The sequence below is a fragment of the Actinomadura rayongensis genome, from assembly GCF_009831215.1.
Classification (GTDB): Bacteria; Actinomycetota; Actinomycetes; order Streptosporangiales; family Streptosporangiaceae; genus Spirillospora; species Spirillospora rayongensis.
This window is the reverse complement of sequence record NZ_WUTW01000001.1, coordinates 1,037,987-1,052,174: the sequence shown is the minus strand read 5'-3', so window position 1 is coordinate 1,052,174 and position 14,188 is coordinate 1,037,987. Positions and strand designations below refer to the sequence as shown.

General features: G+C 75.6%; 14 protein-coding genes. 6 read left to right on the top strand and 8 right to left on the bottom strand.

Annotation, left to right across the window (positions count from 1 at the left end):
- From GQ466_RS05090 to GQ466_RS05070, 5 genes are all read right to left on the bottom strand, one after another.
- Window positions 1–1,545, bottom strand: coding sequence for a hypothetical protein (locus tag GQ466_RS05090; protein ID WP_161101570.1), 1,545 nt, complete (start codon window positions 1,543–1,545; stop codon window positions 1–3).
- Window positions 1,542–2,402, bottom strand: coding sequence for an OmpA family protein (locus GQ466_RS05085; RefSeq protein WP_161101569.1), 861 nt, complete (start codon window positions 2,400–2,402; stop codon window positions 1,542–1,544). The genes GQ466_RS05090 and GQ466_RS05085 overlap by 4 nt, the downstream gene beginning before the upstream one ends.
- Window positions 2,399–4,888, bottom strand: a complete 2,490-nt coding sequence (locus GQ466_RS05080) for an Hsp70 family protein (RefSeq protein WP_161101568.1) — start codon at window positions 4,886–4,888, stop codon at window positions 2,399–2,401. Before GQ466_RS05080 ends, GQ466_RS05085 begins: the two co-directional genes overlap by 4 nt.
- Complete coding sequence (locus GQ466_RS05075; RefSeq protein ID WP_161101567.1) at window positions 4,885–5,523, bottom strand: nucleotide exchange factor GrpE; 639 nt, start codon at window positions 5,521–5,523, stop codon at window positions 4,885–4,887. Before GQ466_RS05075 ends, GQ466_RS05080 begins: the two co-directional genes overlap by 4 nt.
- Before the next feature lie 254 nt (window positions 5,524–5,777).
- Window positions 5,778–6,548, bottom strand: coding sequence for a GntR family transcriptional regulator (locus tag GQ466_RS05070; RefSeq protein WP_337193326.1), 771 nt, complete (start codon window positions 6,546–6,548; stop codon window positions 5,778–5,780).
- Window positions 6,549–6,705: 157 nt separating this feature from the next.
- Between GQ466_RS05070 and GQ466_RS05065 the strand changes: the two genes are divergently transcribed.
- Together GQ466_RS05065 and GQ466_RS05060 are read left to right on the top strand one after the other, a co-directional pair.
- Window positions 6,706–6,906: a hypothetical protein gene (locus GQ466_RS05065; RefSeq protein ID WP_161101565.1), complete on the top strand. Its 201-nt coding sequence runs from the start codon at window positions 6,706–6,708 to the stop codon at window positions 6,904–6,906.
- Between the two features lie 266 nt (window positions 6,907–7,172).
- Window positions 7,173–7,553, top strand: a complete 381-nt coding sequence (locus GQ466_RS05060) for an ACT domain-containing protein (protein WP_161101564.1) — start codon at window positions 7,173–7,175, stop codon at window positions 7,551–7,553.
- An 87-nt stretch (window positions 7,554–7,640) separates the two neighbouring features.
- Here the strand turns inward: GQ466_RS05060 and GQ466_RS05055 are convergent, their stop codons facing one another.
- A complete protein-coding gene (locus GQ466_RS05055) occupies window positions 7,641–8,528 on the bottom strand; it encodes an NUDIX hydrolase (RefSeq protein WP_161101563.1) in 888 nt (295 codons plus the stop codon).
- Window positions 8,529–8,663: 135 nt separating this feature from the next.
- Here GQ466_RS05055 and GQ466_RS05050 point away from each other — a divergent pair, with 135 nt between their 5' ends.
- The 4 genes from GQ466_RS05050 (at window position 8,664) to GQ466_RS05035 (ending at window position 12,991) form a co-directional block, all read left to right on the top strand.
- Window positions 8,664–9,092: a DoxX family protein gene (locus tag GQ466_RS05050; protein WP_161101562.1), complete on the top strand. Its 429-nt coding sequence runs from the start codon at window positions 8,664–8,666 to the stop codon at window positions 9,090–9,092.
- 82 nt (window positions 9,093–9,174) lie between these two features.
- Window positions 9,175–10,740: a serine/threonine-protein kinase gene (locus GQ466_RS05045; RefSeq protein WP_161101561.1), complete on the top strand. Its 1,566-nt coding sequence runs from the start codon at window positions 9,175–9,177 to the stop codon at window positions 10,738–10,740.
- A gap of 41 nt (window positions 10,741–10,781) precedes the next feature.
- Window positions 10,782–12,494 carry a signal peptide peptidase SppA gene (gene sppA, locus GQ466_RS05040; protein ID WP_161101560.1) on the top strand — a complete coding sequence of 571 codons (1,713 nt, stop codon included), beginning with the start codon at window positions 10,782–10,784 and terminating at the stop codon, window positions 12,492–12,494.
- Between the two features lie 38 nt (window positions 12,495–12,532).
- A complete protein-coding gene (locus GQ466_RS05035; protein WP_161101559.1) occupies window positions 12,533–12,991 on the top strand; it encodes a flavin reductase family protein in 459 nt (152 codons plus the stop codon).
- Here GQ466_RS05035 and GQ466_RS05030 read toward each other — a convergent pair.
- Window positions 12,978–13,532 carry a hypothetical protein gene (locus GQ466_RS05030; RefSeq protein WP_161101558.1) on the bottom strand — a complete coding sequence of 185 codons (555 nt, stop codon included), beginning with the start codon at window positions 13,530–13,532 and terminating at the stop codon, window positions 12,978–12,980. The two genes, GQ466_RS05035 and GQ466_RS05030, sit on opposite strands and share 14 nt — an antisense overlap.
- Window positions 13,533–13,595: 63 nt before the next feature.
- Complete coding sequence (locus GQ466_RS05025) at window positions 13,596–14,147, bottom strand: hypothetical protein (protein ID WP_161101557.1); 552 nt, start codon at window positions 14,145–14,147, stop codon at window positions 13,596–13,598.
- Window positions 14,148–14,188: the final 41 nt, after the last annotated feature.

Genomic DNA, 14,188 nt, shown 5'->3' with positions numbered 1-14,188 from the left:
TCAGCTCACTCCGGGCGGCTTCTCGCCGTACTTCCAGCCCGCCCTGATGTGCTCGCGGACGGGCTCGAACTCCTCGATCGTCCGGTGCTCCTCGTTCGGGATCCCGTACTTGCCGGAGAAGTGCGTCCCGAGGAACCCGGCCGCGATCGCGACCCCGATCATGATCACGCCGCCGAGCGGGATGCCGGACGCGAAGAACGCGACGGCCAGTCCGAGGAGCACGACCGCGCCGCCGCAGCCGAAGCCGAGCGACGTGCGCTTGTTGTTGTCGTGCCGGGCTTTGCACGCGGCGCAGCGCGGGATCTCCAGCGTCTTCTTCTGCCAGGTCGTGCGGGTGCCGCCCGCCACGTACTGCCGCTGGACGTTCGAGTGCATCCCCTGCTTGAACGTGCTGGGCTCGTCGTAGGGGCGCTCCTTGCAGAACCAGCAGCGCGAGTACGTCAGGTTGTTGCGGACGGTGGTCAGGTTCTCCTCGATGCGCGTCCGCGTCGCGTCGGTGGCGGCGCCGGCCCGCGCGCGTTCGAGGAGCGCGACGGCCGTCCCGTAGTCCTTGGTGTCGTTGACGTGCATGACGACGCACCGCATCGCGCTCCCGGCGACGTCGTCGCGGGCGCCCTGCAGCAGCGGGTGGTCGGCGGGCAGCAGCTCCACCAGGCCGTGCAGGACGGGCTCGGCCTGGTCCAGGAGCCGCCGCGCCTCCTCCGCGCCCCGGGACACGTCGGCCTGCGCGGCGCGCAGCGCGTTGTCGGCGAGGCTGCGGACGAGCGCGGTGTCGGGCGCGACGGCGGCGCGGACGGCGTCGTCCAGCACCGCGCCGTCGAACCCGCTGCGCCGCGCGATGCCGATGTGGGCGGCGGCGGTGCGGCGCTGCCCGTCGCGGGCGCTCTCGGCGGCGAGCCGGGCGCTGATGGACAGCAGCGCGCCGGGCAGGTCGCGGCGCAGGTCGGCGGACGTGACGTTGGCCAGGCGCGGGTCGTTGAGGTCGGCGATCCGGGCGTCCAGCAGGGGCCAGAACGTGGCCTCGGTCAGGAGTTGCCGCCAGGACGCGTAGGCGGCCGTCCAGAGCCGTCCCTGCTCGTCGTCGAACGGGCCGCCGCGCCGCGCGTCCAGGGCGCGGGCGTGGGCGAGGACGGCGAGGTTGTGGACGGCGACGGCCGCCGCCCGGCCCCCGTCGGCCGCGCGCCACGCCGCCTCGGCGGCGGCGAAGTCGCCGCGCCGGAGCGCGTCGAGGGCGTCGTCCCGGCCGCTGCGGTCCATCGGCCAGAACCAGAAGAACTCGTCCTCCAGCCGCCGGACGGGGTCGCGGAGCCGTTGCAGGGCCTCCTCGACGGCGTTCTGGTCGGGCGGCTCGGGCAGCGGCAGCAGGGGTGAGCCCGAGCCCGACGCGGTGCCGAGCCGGGCCTGGACGCGCTGCTGCTCCGAATGCTTGCGGATGTCGCGGGCCGTCGCGGTCACCGCGAGGCCGGTGACGCGGAACGCGTTCTGTGCGTAGAGATCGGGTCCCGCCTCGGCGAAGAACATCCCGGCGTCGGTGTCGGTGCTCACGATCCTCCCGTCGCGGAGATCCGCAGGGTGACCGTCCGGTTGCGGGCGTCGCCGGCCGCGCCCTTGAAGGGCCGCAGTTCGCCGCCGAGCGACGAGACGGCGAACCGACTGGTCGGGATGCCCGCGGACGCCCGCAGCGCCTCCCGGACGACTGCGGCCCGGACGGACCCGAGTTCGGCGTTGGCGGTGTAGTCGCCGCCCGCGCCGTCGGTGTGCCCGATGATCGAGACGCGCAGCCGGTCGGCCTCCGGACGCAGCCGCCGGCCGAGCGCGGCGAGGACGGCCCGGCCGCGCGGCGACAGCGTCGCGCCCTTGTCGAACAGTCCGCGCCGGAACGTCACCGACAGCTCCCCGGCCTGCCGCACGACGCGGACGCCCGGGACGCGCAGGTCCAGGGCGTCCAGCGGCGACCCGGACGCGAGCGACGGCGGGGGCGGCGGCGCGGCGGGCGCCACCGCGACCGGGTCGGAGTCGGACGCGCGGGTGACGGCGAACGCCCCGCCGCCCGCGACGAGCGCCAGCACGAGCGCGATCCCGGCCGCCGCCGGCCACCCGAACCGGGTGACGCGCCGCCCGCGCAGCGCCGCGACGCGCGCGCGGGCCGCGATGACGTCCGGGTCGCCGGGGGCGAGGCGTTCGGCCTCGGCCCAGTGCCGGTCGGCGGCGTCCAGGTCGCCCTGCTGGGCGCGGACGCGGGCGAGCAGGTCCAGCACCGGCGCCGTCCGCTCGCCGTCGGGGAACGCCTGCTCCAGCAGGTCGCGCGCCTCGGCGAGCCGCCCGGCCCGCGCGAGGCGCGTCGCCTGCGCGAGCGCGACCTCCCGGGCGGCGAGCCGGGCGGTGGCGTGCAGCTCGTTCATCGGCCCCGCCGCACGGTGCTGAACGGGTCCGGCGCGGGCGGCGGCGTCGGGAGCTGCCGGCTGAGCATCGCGTTGACGTGCCGCAGCGTCGCGATGTCGCGGTTGGCGGCGGCGCGCCGTCCGGTCTCGACGAGCTGCCGCGCCTCGTGCGGGTCGTTCATCTCGCCGGTGAGGGACTGCAGCTCGTCGAACGCCAGCAGCGCCAGCTCGCCGGTCTCGTCCATGACGCGCAGCGCGAGCTGCCGCATCTCCTCGGCGCGCTGGCGCAGCAGGTCGGCGTCGTGCGCGGTGATCGCCGCCTCGACGGCCTCCTCGGCCGACGCGAGCATCCGCGCGTGGTTCGGCCCGCCGCTGTTGCGGACGACCTGCCGGACGGCCTCGGTGATCTCGCGGACCTCCTGGACCAGGCGCGGCCACTCCAGCTCGTCCTCGGCCTCGTCGATCGCGGCCTTGAGGTCGAGGAGCCGCTTCCCGCAGGTCGTGGCGGCGTCGGGGTCGACGCGGGCGGCGTCCACCATCGCGTCGATGTCGGCGACGATGTTCTCCGCGTCGATCCGGGCGAGGACCTCGCGGGCGCGCTCGTCGCGGTACTCGTCGGCCTGCCGCCGGACCGCCGCGAGCCGCTGCTTCTCGGCCGCCGCGTCGCGCGCCAGCTCCTCGTGGGTCGGGACGGTCTCGGTCTGCAGGTTGATGGCGTGCTCGAACTCCTCGTCCAGGATCGGCACGTAGGCGCGCGCGACGACGAGCCGCGACTCGTCGATGACGAGCGTCAGGTCGACCTCGCTGCCCTCGGGGACGTCCCGGCGGACCTGCTGCGGGTCGACCTCCAGCCGGCCGATGCGCCGGTTGCGGTCGGCGCGGTGGTGCTCGCCCTCCAGCACCGGGATCCGGATCATGCCCTCGGACGCGCCCCGGCTGAGCCCGACCGTCGTGCGGAGCAGGACGCGGCGGCGCGCGGGCAGCGGCGTGCCGCGCCGGATCAGCCACTCGACCTCGTTGCCCGCGAGGCCGACGCCGATCGAGTGGGTCAGCGGCGGCTGGGTGTCGACGACGCCGACGGTGTAGGTCAGCGTGTTCGGCGTGATGTCGCGCGGCGCGCCGGTCGCGTCGGAGAACTCGATCGTGAACGTGTTCGCGCGGCCCCGCTCGGCCCACAGCGTCGTGGTGAACGCGCCGTCGTCGGTGAGCGGGATCCGGCCGCTGCGCCACGGCGGGAGCGCGTCGCTGACGAACTCGACGGTGCAGCCCGCCACCGGCCCGCCGGTCACCTTCCCGCCGACGAACGGCTCGGTGTCGGGGCCCATCGGCTTGTACTCCAGCTCGACCGCGTACGCGCCGGGCGCGACCGGGGCCGACACCGGCAGCGCCGCCTCCGACAGCCGCTGGCCCGCCGCGAAGATCGCCGCGCCGCGCGCCACGACCGTCATCGGGTCCTGGCTGTGGTCGAGCGGGATGCCGAGGCCCTCCTTGGGGTCGGCGAGGCGCTCGCGCAGGTACGGCGTGAGCGTCGGGCCGCCGACGAGCAGGACCTTCTGCAGGTCGCCGGGCCCGAGGCGGCTCTCGGTGAGCGCCTTGCGGCACAGGTTCACCGACCGGACGATGAACGGCTCGATCAACCGCTCCACGTCCGCGCGGCGCAGGTCGTACTCGAAGTCGAACTCGCGGCCCGCGTCGTCCAGCAGGTCTTCCAGGACGATCGCCGCGGACTCGGCGCGCGACAGCTCGATCTTCGCCGACTCGGCGGCGCCCTTCAGCTTGGCGATCATGCCGGTGCGGCGCTCGTTGCCGCGCCGCAGGTCGGAGACGCGGTGGTCCTGGGTGAGCGCCGGGATCAGCAGCTTCTCCACGATCGCCCAGTCGATGAGCTTGCCGCCGAGGAAGTTGTCGCCCCGGTGGTTGACGACCGTGAACTCGCCGTCGCGCACGTTGACCACGGCGGCGTCGAACGTTCCGCCGCCGAAGTCGTAGACGAGCCAGAACGCGTCCTCCTCGGACTGGAACCCGTAGGCGAGCGCGGCGGCGGTCGGCTCCTGGAGCAGCGGCGCGTAGGTGAGCCCGGCGAGTTCGGCGGCGCGGCGCGTGGCGTCGCAGGCGCTCAGCTCGAACGCGGCCGGGACGGTGATCACGGCCGAGGTGATCTCCTCGCCGGTGGCCATCGCGACGTCGCGGCGCAGCGACTTCAGCACCTCCGCCGACAGCTCCTCCGGCTCCATCGTCCGGTTGGCGGCGCTGAACAGCTTGGGCTGGCCGGTCGTCCCCATCCGCAGCTTGAACTCGACACAGGTGTTCTCCGTGTCGACCTCGCTGCGCTCCTTGGCGGCGCGGCCGACCGACAGCCGTCCGCGCCGGTCGACCATGACGGCCGACGGCGTCGTGTCCGAGCCGGCGTTGTTCTTGATGATCTCGGCGCCGACGCCCTGGATCTTGGCGATGGCGCTGTTGGTGGTGCCGAGATCGATACCGAAGTCGATCGTGGTCCTGGTCATCGGGTGTGCGTTTCCTCCGCTCCGGCCTTCTCCTCGGACTTCTCCGGCGTCCCCACGATCACCTCGCCCATCTGGAGGGTCCGCCCGTGCAGGAACACGCTCGGGCGCAGGGTCTCGATGACCTCCTCGCGGCGCAGGCCCGGCGTGGCCTCGTAGGCGGCGACGGAGATCGACAGTCCCGGGTCGAAGGGCTCGTGCAGGTGGTCGCGGATCACGATCCCGGCGTCGGCGAGCGTGTCCCAGGCGGTGTCCACATGGCGGACGAGCGCGCGCGGCGCGTCGGGGGTGGCCGCCAGCTTCGCCCGCAGCCGCCACACGCTCGTCGCGAGGTCGGCGGCCGACGAGCCGGGCAGGCCGTCCGCGGCGGGCGCGGCGTCGCGTTCCGGCGCGTCCACCGCCCACGCGGGTCCGGGCGCGTCCGCCGGCCGCTCGGGTTCGAGCGCGTCCACCGGCCGCTCGGGTCCGGGCGCGTCCAGCGCCGCCCGGTGCGCCGCCGTCTCCGCCTCGATCGCGCGGACGAGGTCCGCGAGGACCGCGAGCGCGTCGTCGGGCCACGGCGCGGGCCTGATGCGGAACTCCCGCGGTCGCGCCCACTGCCGCGCGGCGGCCCTCAGCCGCCCCGGTCCGGTCCGCATGCCGCCCGGTCCTCCTGATCGCCGGTGAAAGGGGGGTCGACGCCGCCGTCCACCACGGGGACGCCCGCGCGACGTTCCCCTGTCACCACGGGTGGCCGTTCATTGCATGGCGGGGCGGCCAACGCCGAAAGCCTAGGCGTCGGCCGCGACGGGCCGAGGGGAAACGACCGAACTCGGCCAGTTCCCCCTTTGCCGCGAACTTTCCGGGCCCCCCGCGCGATCGAAAGGGAGGGCACGGTCTGCCCGGCCGTCCGTCAGAGGTCGATGGCGTAGTCCAGCAGGACGCGGTCGGCGGGGATGACGATGTCCCGGCACACCTCCATCACCTGTCCGTCGGAGATCAGCCGCCGCGTGATCGTGACGACCGGCGTCCCGGCGGCCATGCGCAGCGTCTCGCCCTCTTCGGGCGTCGGCATCCGCGCGCCGACCGACTCCTCGACGCGGGTGACCGCGCGGCCGAGGAAGCCGAGCTGCGCGAGCGTCCCGCCGGGCCACGGCTCGCGGTCGGGATCGGCGACGGGCGTCCCGCCGACGAGCGACCACGGCAGGTAGTTCACCGAGATCTGGTGCGGCTTGCCGCGCGAGTAGAACACGAACCGGCGCCGCAGCAGCTCGGTCCGCGCGGGCAGCTCGAACAGCGCGGCGAGGTCGGGCGCGGCGCGGACGCGCGTGAACTCGCGGTCGAGCCGGTACTCGTTCCACGCGATGCGCTGGTCGTGGGTGAACGTCGTCGCGGGCTCGGGGGCGGGCTCGGGCGCGGCCCCGGCGAACCGCCGGTACCGGTCCATCGCGACGCGCCGGACGGGCGGCGACGCCCGCACGACCGTCCCGCCGCCGCGCCGGGTCTCCACCAGGCCCTCGCCGCGCAACAGCGCGACGGCCTGCCGGACGACGATCTCCGACACGCCGTGCCGCGCGCTGAGCTGCGCGAACGTCGGCAACCGCTCGCCGGGCGGGTGCAGGCCGTCGCGGATCCCCGCGCGCAACGTGTCGGCAATGCGTTGGTAGGCCGGACGCTCTGCCACCGGCGTCACCTCCTTCGTCCCGGCAGGCACGCCGCGGGCGCGAACGCTCCGGGCGCTATCCCGAGGGAGACGGTCCGCTTACGGATAGCTTGACACTCCTTTGACCGAGTACGACTTTTGTATACAGAAGAACCTCCGCGGGGAAAGGACGACCTTGATGGGCGACTTCGCGGACCAGAAGGCGGCCATCGAACGTGAGTTCCCCGGCTGGCTCGTCTGGCGCAGCGACGCCGGGCGCTGGTACGCGACGCGCGGCGGGGACCTGACCGAGGAGCGGTTGCGATCCGGTGCCGCGACCACGCTGTCCGCCGACGACGCGGCGGGCCTGCGGTCCCGGCTCGCCGCCGAGGACGGCTGACCGTGGCGGTGGACGGCGGGCGGCCCGGTCCGCGAGCGGGGGCGGACCGGGCCGACGCGACCGGGCCGCGGCCCGGCGCGATCGGCCGGGACGGCAGCGACGTCTGGCGTCCCGGTGAGCAAGGAGTGGAGTCCCGGTCGGCGGGGTGGTCCTCACCGCGCGGGACAGGAGAACGTGGCCGCACGGACCCCGCATCGGCGCGACCCCCGCGTGGGAGGGTCCGTGCGGTCGCACCCGGCCGTCCGCCGCGCACTAGGCTGCGCGGCATGGTCCCCGACGTCTCCGCGCAGCGCCTCCACCGCGTCCCCGGCCGGTTCGTGGTCGAGCACCTGGCGCACGCGACGCTGCCCGAGGACGACGAGTGGATCGCGCTCGTGCGCGCCCCGGAGGGCCTGACGGTCGTCCGGGAGGCGCCGCCGTGGTCGGAGGCCGAGCACTGGACGGGCTTCTACGGCGACTCCCCGCACGGCACGGACGTGCCCGGGATGCTCGCCGCGCTGGTCGGCCCGCTGGCCGCCGCGGGCGTGCCGGTGTTCGTCGCGTCCACCTACCACGCGGACCTGGTGCTGGTGCCCGAGCACCGCGCGGACGAGGCGGCGCGCGTCCTCGCCGACGCCGGCCACCGCCTCGTCGTCCGCCCCGGCTAGCCCCGCCGGGCGGCCGACCGCGCACGCGGCCGGCGCCGCCGGGCGGGCGTGCGAGCGGTGCGCGGTCCGCGTCCTCCGCGCGGGCGGCTAGCGGGCGGGGCGGGTGCGGGGCGGGAGGCGGTCGAGGAGCCAGCGCGGGCCGAGGACGGACGCGCCCGCCGCCTCGCAGCGCGCCCGCAGCTCGCGGTCGGCGGTCACGACGACGCGCCGCGCGCCCGGGTCCGGGCGTGAGACGAGGTCGACGATGTGGTCGTCGCCGCTGCCCGGCGCGGCCGTCACGTGGACGCCCGGGAACGGCTCGCCCGCGACCGTCCGCGCCTGACCCTCCACGACCAGCACCACGTCAGGCATGACGGTGGTGTACGGGACGAGCCCGGCGGGCAGCCCGCGCACCCCGGACGCCAGCGCGGCGAGGTCGTCGCGGAGCCGCGCGTTGGCTCCGGCGCGGTCCTTCCACCAGCCGTCCGCGCGGGCGCCGACGACGTTGGCGGCGTCCACGACGAGTTCCACGCGGACGAGCGCGTCCCGGAACGGCGGCCACGAGCGGCGGAAGGGCGGGAAAAGCCGGAGGCCGTCGACGGCGTCCACGCGCACCCACTTCGCGCGGCGGGTCTCGCGCGACGCGGCGCCCACGTCCGCGCGGTCGGCGACGGACCCGATCACCGACGTGAACGACCAGCCGCCGTGGTCGTCGGTGGACGCGCCGTGCAGCCGCACCGACGCGACGTCCAGCGTGCACTCCTCGGACGTCTCGCGCAGCGCTCCGGCCACCGGGTCCTCATGGCTGTGCAGCGCGCCGCCGAACATGCCCCAGGTGCCGCCGCCGATCCCCCACCACGCGCGCTGCTGGAGCAGGACGCGGACGGTCCCGTCGTCGTCGCGGTGGAAGACGAGCAGACCGGACGCCCCGAACCGCCCCCAGTGCGTGTGCCCCTGCCCGCAGCGGGCCCATCCGTCGCCATCGCCGTCCGCCATCCCCCGACCCTAACCACCGGAGTCAGGGAGACTGGCATCACATGTCGATGTACTTTTCAACATTGGTAAGGGCTACCTAATCTTGGGGCGCTCACTTCCGCCGACTGTTCTGCCGACCGAAGGAGTCCCCCCACTATGAACGCACGTCTCACCCAGGCTCAGCCGTATGTGCTGGGCCTGTTCCGCATCGTCGTCGGGCTGCTGTTCGCCTGCCACGGAGCCGCCTCGCTGTTCGGCGTCCTCGGCGGCGCCCAGGGCGGCGGCTCGATCGACGCCTGGACCTGGCCCGGCTGGTACGCGGCCGTGATCCAGCTCGTCGGCGGCGGTCTCGTGCTGCTCGGCCTCGCGACGCGGCCCGCCGCGTTCGTCGCCGCGGGCTCGATGGCCTACGCCTACTTCAAGGTCCACCAGCCCGACGCGTTCTGGCCGATCCAGAACCACGGCGAGCCCGCCGCGATGTTCTGCTGGACGCTGTTCCTGCTCGTCTTCACCGGCCCGGGCGCGTTCGCGCTGGACGGGCTTCTGTCGCGGCGCGCGGCGCAGCCGGCGCCCGCCGCCGCCTAGCCGCCGGTGCACGGCCGGTGGCGCGCCCGGCCGTGTACCGTGGCGGTGATCTTGTGCCGCCGCCCCCCGATTCGAGGTCGCCATGGCCGCTCCGCTGGACCCCGGCGATCCGCCCGAGATCGGCGGCTACCGCCTGACCGGACGCCTCGGCGAGGGCGGCCAGGGCGTCGTCTACCTCGCGACCGGCCCGGGCGGCGAACGCGTCGCCGTGAAGGTGCTGAAGACCGCCGACCGGGCGGCGCGGGCCCGGTTCGCGCGCGAGATGGCCGCCGCCCGCCGCGTCGCGCCGTTCTGCACCGCCGCCGTCCTGGACGCGTCCGCCGACGGCCCGCTGCCCTACCTCGTGTCGGAGTTCGTGGACGGCCCGTCCCTCGCCGACCGCGTCGCCGCCCGGGGGCCTTTGGACGGCGACGACCTGCACCGGCTCGCCGTCGCCGCCGCGGGCGCGCTCGCCGCGATCCACGCGGCCGGGATCGTCCACCGCGACCTCAAGCCCGCCAACGTCCTGCTCGGCCCGGACGGTCCCCGCGTCGTGGACTTCGGCATCGCCCGCGCCGTCGACGCCGACACCAGCACCGGGCTCGTCGGGACGCCCGCGTACTTCGCGCCCGAGTGGCTGGAGGGCGCCGCGCCGACCGCCGCGTCCGACGTGTTCGCCTGGGCCGGGACGATGGTGTTCGCCGCGACGGGACGGCCGCCGTTCGGACGCGCGGCAACCATCCCGGCCGTCCTGCACCGCATCGCGCACGGCGAACCCGACCTGGACGGCGTCCCCGCACCGCTGCGCGCGGTGCTGGCGGACTGCCTGGACAAGGACCCGGCGCGCCGCCCCGACGCCCGTCGCCTCATGACCCGCCTCGTCGACCCGTCCGAGACCACCCGCCCGGCGGAGACCCCGGCGCAGGCGACGCCCCCAGCCGAGGCGCCGCCCCCAGCCGAGACCACGCGGACGGCCGAGACCACGCGGACGGCCGAGACGGCGCGCCCAGCCGAGGCGACGCGCCCAGCGGGGGCGACGCGTCCGGCCGAGACCACGCGGGCGGCGAAGGCGACGCGCCCAGCGGAGGCGGCGCGCAGGGCGGAGGCGACGCGCCCGGCGGAGGCTGCGCGCACGGTGCCTGCGCGGCGCGGCCGGGCGGTGCGGTGGCTCGTGGCGTGCGCGCTCGTCGCGGGCGCCGCTTGGGGCGCGCAGGCGGTCTGGCCGGACGGCGGCGGTAAACCGCACCGCGAACGACCGGCGGCGGTCGTGTCGAGCACGACGCACTCCTCGTCGTCCACGACCGTGACCACGTCCGGCGACCCGGTCGAGCCGGTGGCCGCCGCGACCGCCGCGTTCGCCGGGACGTGGACCGGGACGATGCGGCGCGCCGAGGGGTTCGGCGAGCCCGCGTCCGGCACCGAGGCGACGCTCACGCTGCGGGCGGGCAGCGGACGCGGCACGATCGCCTACCGCGCGTGGGGCTGCACGAACGCGCTGGCCGTCCTGTCGGTCAGCGGCGACACGCTCACCGCGCAGGAGTCCCCGCCGGGCGGGCGGACGAACCGGGCGGCCTGCGCGGGCGGCACGGTCACGCTGACCCGCACCGGCGCGGGCCTGGCGTACTCCGGCCGGACGCTCGTCGCGATCTCCGGCACCCTGCGCCGGTGACCCCGGCGGGCGCCGCGACGGCATTGCATAGGCTGGGAGCCATGGTGGACCCCGGTTCAGTCGTCACCCTCGTCCGGCAGGCGCGCGAACGGCGCACGGCCCCGCTCGTCCTCGAACTCGACCTGACCGACGGTCTGGTCGAGACGTCGCCGCCCGACGCGGTCTCGGCGCTGCTGTCGATGCGCCGCACGCACCTGCGCGACATCCTGGACGGCCTGCGCCGCGCCCGCACCGACCCCCGCGTGAAGGCGCTCGTCGCCAAGGTCGTCCCCGGCGTCGCGCTCGCGCAGGCGCAGGAGCTGCGCGACGCCGTCACCGCGTTCCGCAGGGCGGGCAAGCTGACCGTGGCGTGGGCGGAGACGTTCGGCGAGGGCGGGCAGGGGACCGTCCCGTACTACCTGGCGAGCGCGTTCGAGCAGGTGTGGATGCAGCCGACCGGCGAACTCGGGCTGACCGGCGTCGCGCTGGAGGAGCCGTTCTTCGCGGGCGCGGCGGAGAAGCTCGGCGTCCGGCCGCAGTTCGCCAAGCGGTCGGAGTACAAGACCATGGCGAACACGTTCATGGAGCGCGGCTACACGCCCGAGCACGAGGAGTCGTCGCGGCGGCTCGTGGAGTCGCTCGGCGAGCAGATCACGGCGGACGTCGCGGCGGCGCGGAACCGGTCCGCCGCCGAGGTCCGGGCGTGCGTGGACTCGGGGCCGCTGCTGGCGTCCGAGGCGCTGTCCACCGGCCTGGTCGACCGGCTCGGGTACCGCGACGAGGTGTACGCGCACGTCCGCGCGAAGGTCGGCGGGGAGCCGCTGCTGCGGTACGTCACCCGCTACCAGCGGACGCAGTCGGTCGCGCGCCGCCTCCCCCAGCCCGGCCGCCGGGACGGGATCGCGCTCATCAACGGCATCGGCCCGATCCGGCTCGGCCGCAGCGGACGCGGCGGACCGCTCCCGTCGCAGGGACCGGCGATGGGTTCGGACACGATCGGCGCGGCGTTCCGCGCGGCCGTCCGCGACGAGCACGTGAAGGCGATCGTGTTCCGCGTGAACAGCCCCGGCGGGTCGGCCGTCGCCTCGGACGCGATCTGGCGCGAGGTCGTGCTCGCGCGCGAGGCGGGCAAGCCGGTCGTGGTGTCGATGGGGAACGTGGCGGCGTCCGGCGGCTACTACGTCGCGATGGCGGCGGACACGATCGTCGCGCAGCCCGGAACGATCACCGGGTCCATCGGCGTCGTCGTCGGCAAGGCCGTGGTCACCGACCTGCTGGACCGGCTCGGCGTCGGGCTCGGGCACGTCGCGTCCGGCGAGCACGCGCGGATGTTCTCGGCGACCAAGCCGTTCAGCGAGGACGAGTGGGCGCGCATCGACAGCTCCCTCGACGCGATCTACGCCGACTTCACCGGCAAGGTCGCCGACGGGCGCGGCCTGTCCCGCGACCGCGTCCACGAGCTGGCGCGCGGCCGGGTCTGGACCGGCGCGGACGCCCGCGAGAACGGCCTGGTGGACGAACTCGGCGGCCTGGAGCGCGCGTTCGACCTCGCCCGCTCCCGCGCGGGCCTGCGCGCGGACGCGCCCGTCCGGACGTTCCCGCACACCTCGCCGCTGGACCGGCTGCGTCCGCCCGAGTCCAGCGACGACCGCACGGCCGCCGCCGCGCGGTTCGACGCGTTCTCCGGCTGGGGCGCGCTGCGCGGCGTCGCGGCCCGGCTCGGCCTGCCCGCCGCGGGCCCGCTGACCCTCCCCGGCCACTGGGAGTTCCGCTGACCGCGAGCCGCCCGGCGCGCGAGGACTTCACCGCGGCCATGGCCGGGTTCGCGACCGGCGTGGTCGTCCTGACCGTCCGCGACGGCCGCGACGACCACGGCGTGACGGTCTCGTCGTTCCTGTCGGTGTCGGCCGACCCCCCGACCGTCCTCGCGAGCCTGACGACGACGTCCTACCTCGCCGAGGTCCTGACCCGCCGCGACCGCTGGGCCGCGACGATCCTGTCCGCCGACCAACGCGCCCTGGCGGGCCGCTTCGCCATGCCCGGCCGCCCCGGCGCCCGCATCCTGCTCGCCGCCGAACCCCACCACCGCGGCCCGGCGTCCGGCGCCCTGATCCTCGACGGCGGCGTGACGGCCTTCGAGTGCGCGACCCGCGACCGCGTCCCCGCCGGCGACCACACCCTCTTCATCGCCGACGTCCTCGCCATCGACCCCGCCCCGTCCGCGAGAACCCCCCTCCTCCGCGTCAACCACCACTACGTCAGGGTGGGGTGACGTGTTGGAGGAGGCCGTGGACGAAATCGGCGCGGTGGGTTCCGTCGTGCCAGGGGATCAGGACGGTCCAGCGGGTCGGGGCTGAGCCCTCCTGGTCGCGGGCGTCGGGGAAGCGCTCGGTCACGTCGGAGACCACGCAGGACCAAGGGGTCAGGTCCGGTGGGGGCGGCAGGTCGGGGGGCGGGCTGGACGGCGGGCGGATCAGCCAGTCGTTCCAGACGTCGCCGTCGGGGCCGGTCAGGACCTCGAACAGCAGGTCGGGCCAGAGCGGGAGGGGCCAGCGGGCCACGCCGCAGGTCAGGTCGCCGAAGCGGCGGCGGGTCGTGGTCGCGGGCGGGCCCAGGGCCCATTTGTAGCGGGTGAGGCCCCGGGGGGCGCGCCGGGCGTGGGCCATCGCCAGCCAGCGGCGGTAGGCCGCGCGCATCTCGGCGCGTGTCGCGTCCAGGTCGGTCAGGGCCTGTTCTACGCGGTCGGGCGCCAGGTCCGCCATGCGCGGCAGCAGCGTGAACTGGAACTCGCGCACCCCGAAGTCGACGGCCATGCGGAACGGTCTATCAGAGGGCGCGGGGACGGGGCCCCCGTGGCGGCCCGTCCCCGCGCCGGGTCAGGGGCCGGGCTGGACGCCCTTCGGGCCGCCCGCCTTGCCCACGTTCTTCGGGCGGTAGGCGGCGCAGGCCTTGTCCGCCGCCTGGAACGTCGGCGACTTCGGGTCGATGCCCGAGTCCTCGTCGATCATCGGCGGCCTGCCGTCGCCGGACGGGTCCGGGAACTGCGGGAAGCCGTGGGCGCGCATGCACTGGGAGTACTTGAGCTGCTGCGCGGCGGGCCACGGGTTCTCCATGTGCGGCTGCTGGCCGCCGCCGGGCGGGGCGCCGGCGTAGGCGCGGCACGCCTTGTCCGCCGCCTTGAAGGCCGGGGACTGCGCCTGCGCGCGGGTGACGCCGACGCCGCCGGACGCGTCCGGGTCCTTGAAGTCGGGCACGCCGTGGCTGCGCATGCACCGCGCGAACGCCAGAAGGTCCGGTTTGCCCGTCGCGGCGGTGGCGGACGGCTTCGCGGCCTTCAGGCTCGGCACCGCCTTCCCCGGCGCGTTCCCCGAGCACGCCGCGGCCAGCAGCGCGACGGGGAGCAGCACGGCGATCCTCTTGGTGGTCATGCCGCCCACCCTGGCGCGCGGACGTTTGCGCGGCCGTGAAC

Excerpts from the sequence above, each read along its gene's own strand:
- GQ466_RS05085 (WP_161101569.1), bottom strand. The coding sequence starts at position 2,402 with ATGAACGAGCTGCACGCCACCGCCCGGCTCGCCGCCCGGGAGGTCGCG.
- GQ466_RS05080 (WP_161101568.1), bottom strand. The coding sequence starts at position 4,888 with ATGACCAGGACCACGATCGACTTCGGTATCGATCTCGGCACCACCAAC.
- GQ466_RS05075 (WP_161101567.1), bottom strand. The coding sequence starts at position 5,523 with ATGCGGACCGGACCGGGGCGGCTGAGGGCCGCCGCGCGGCAGTGGGCG.
- GQ466_RS05065 (WP_161101565.1), top strand. The coding sequence starts at position 6,706 with ATGGGCGACTTCGCGGACCAGAAGGCGGCCATCGAACGTGAGTTCCCC.
- GQ466_RS05060 (WP_161101564.1), top strand. The coding sequence starts at position 7,173 with ATGGTCCCCGACGTCTCCGCGCAGCGCCTCCACCGCGTCCCCGGCCGG.
- GQ466_RS05055 (WP_161101563.1), bottom strand. The coding sequence starts at position 8,528 with ATGGCGGACGGCGATGGCGACGGATGGGCCCGCTGCGGGCAGGGGCAC.
- GQ466_RS05050 (WP_161101562.1), top strand. The coding sequence starts at position 8,664 with ATGAACGCACGTCTCACCCAGGCTCAGCCGTATGTGCTGGGCCTGTTC.
- GQ466_RS05045 (WP_161101561.1), top strand. The coding sequence starts at position 9,175 with ATGGCCGCTCCGCTGGACCCCGGCGATCCGCCCGAGATCGGCGGCTAC.
- sppA (WP_161101560.1), top strand. The coding sequence starts at position 10,782 with ATGGTGGACCCCGGTTCAGTCGTCACCCTCGTCCGGCAGGCGCGCGAA.
- GQ466_RS05035 (WP_161101559.1), top strand. The coding sequence starts at position 12,533 with ATGGCCGGGTTCGCGACCGGCGTGGTCGTCCTGACCGTCCGCGACGGC.
- GQ466_RS05030 (WP_161101558.1), bottom strand. The coding sequence starts at position 13,532 with ATGGCCGTCGACTTCGGGGTGCGCGAGTTCCAGTTCACGCTGCTGCCG.
- GQ466_RS05025 (WP_161101557.1), bottom strand. The coding sequence starts at position 14,147 with ATGACCACCAAGAGGATCGCCGTGCTGCTCCCCGTCGCGCTGCTGGCC.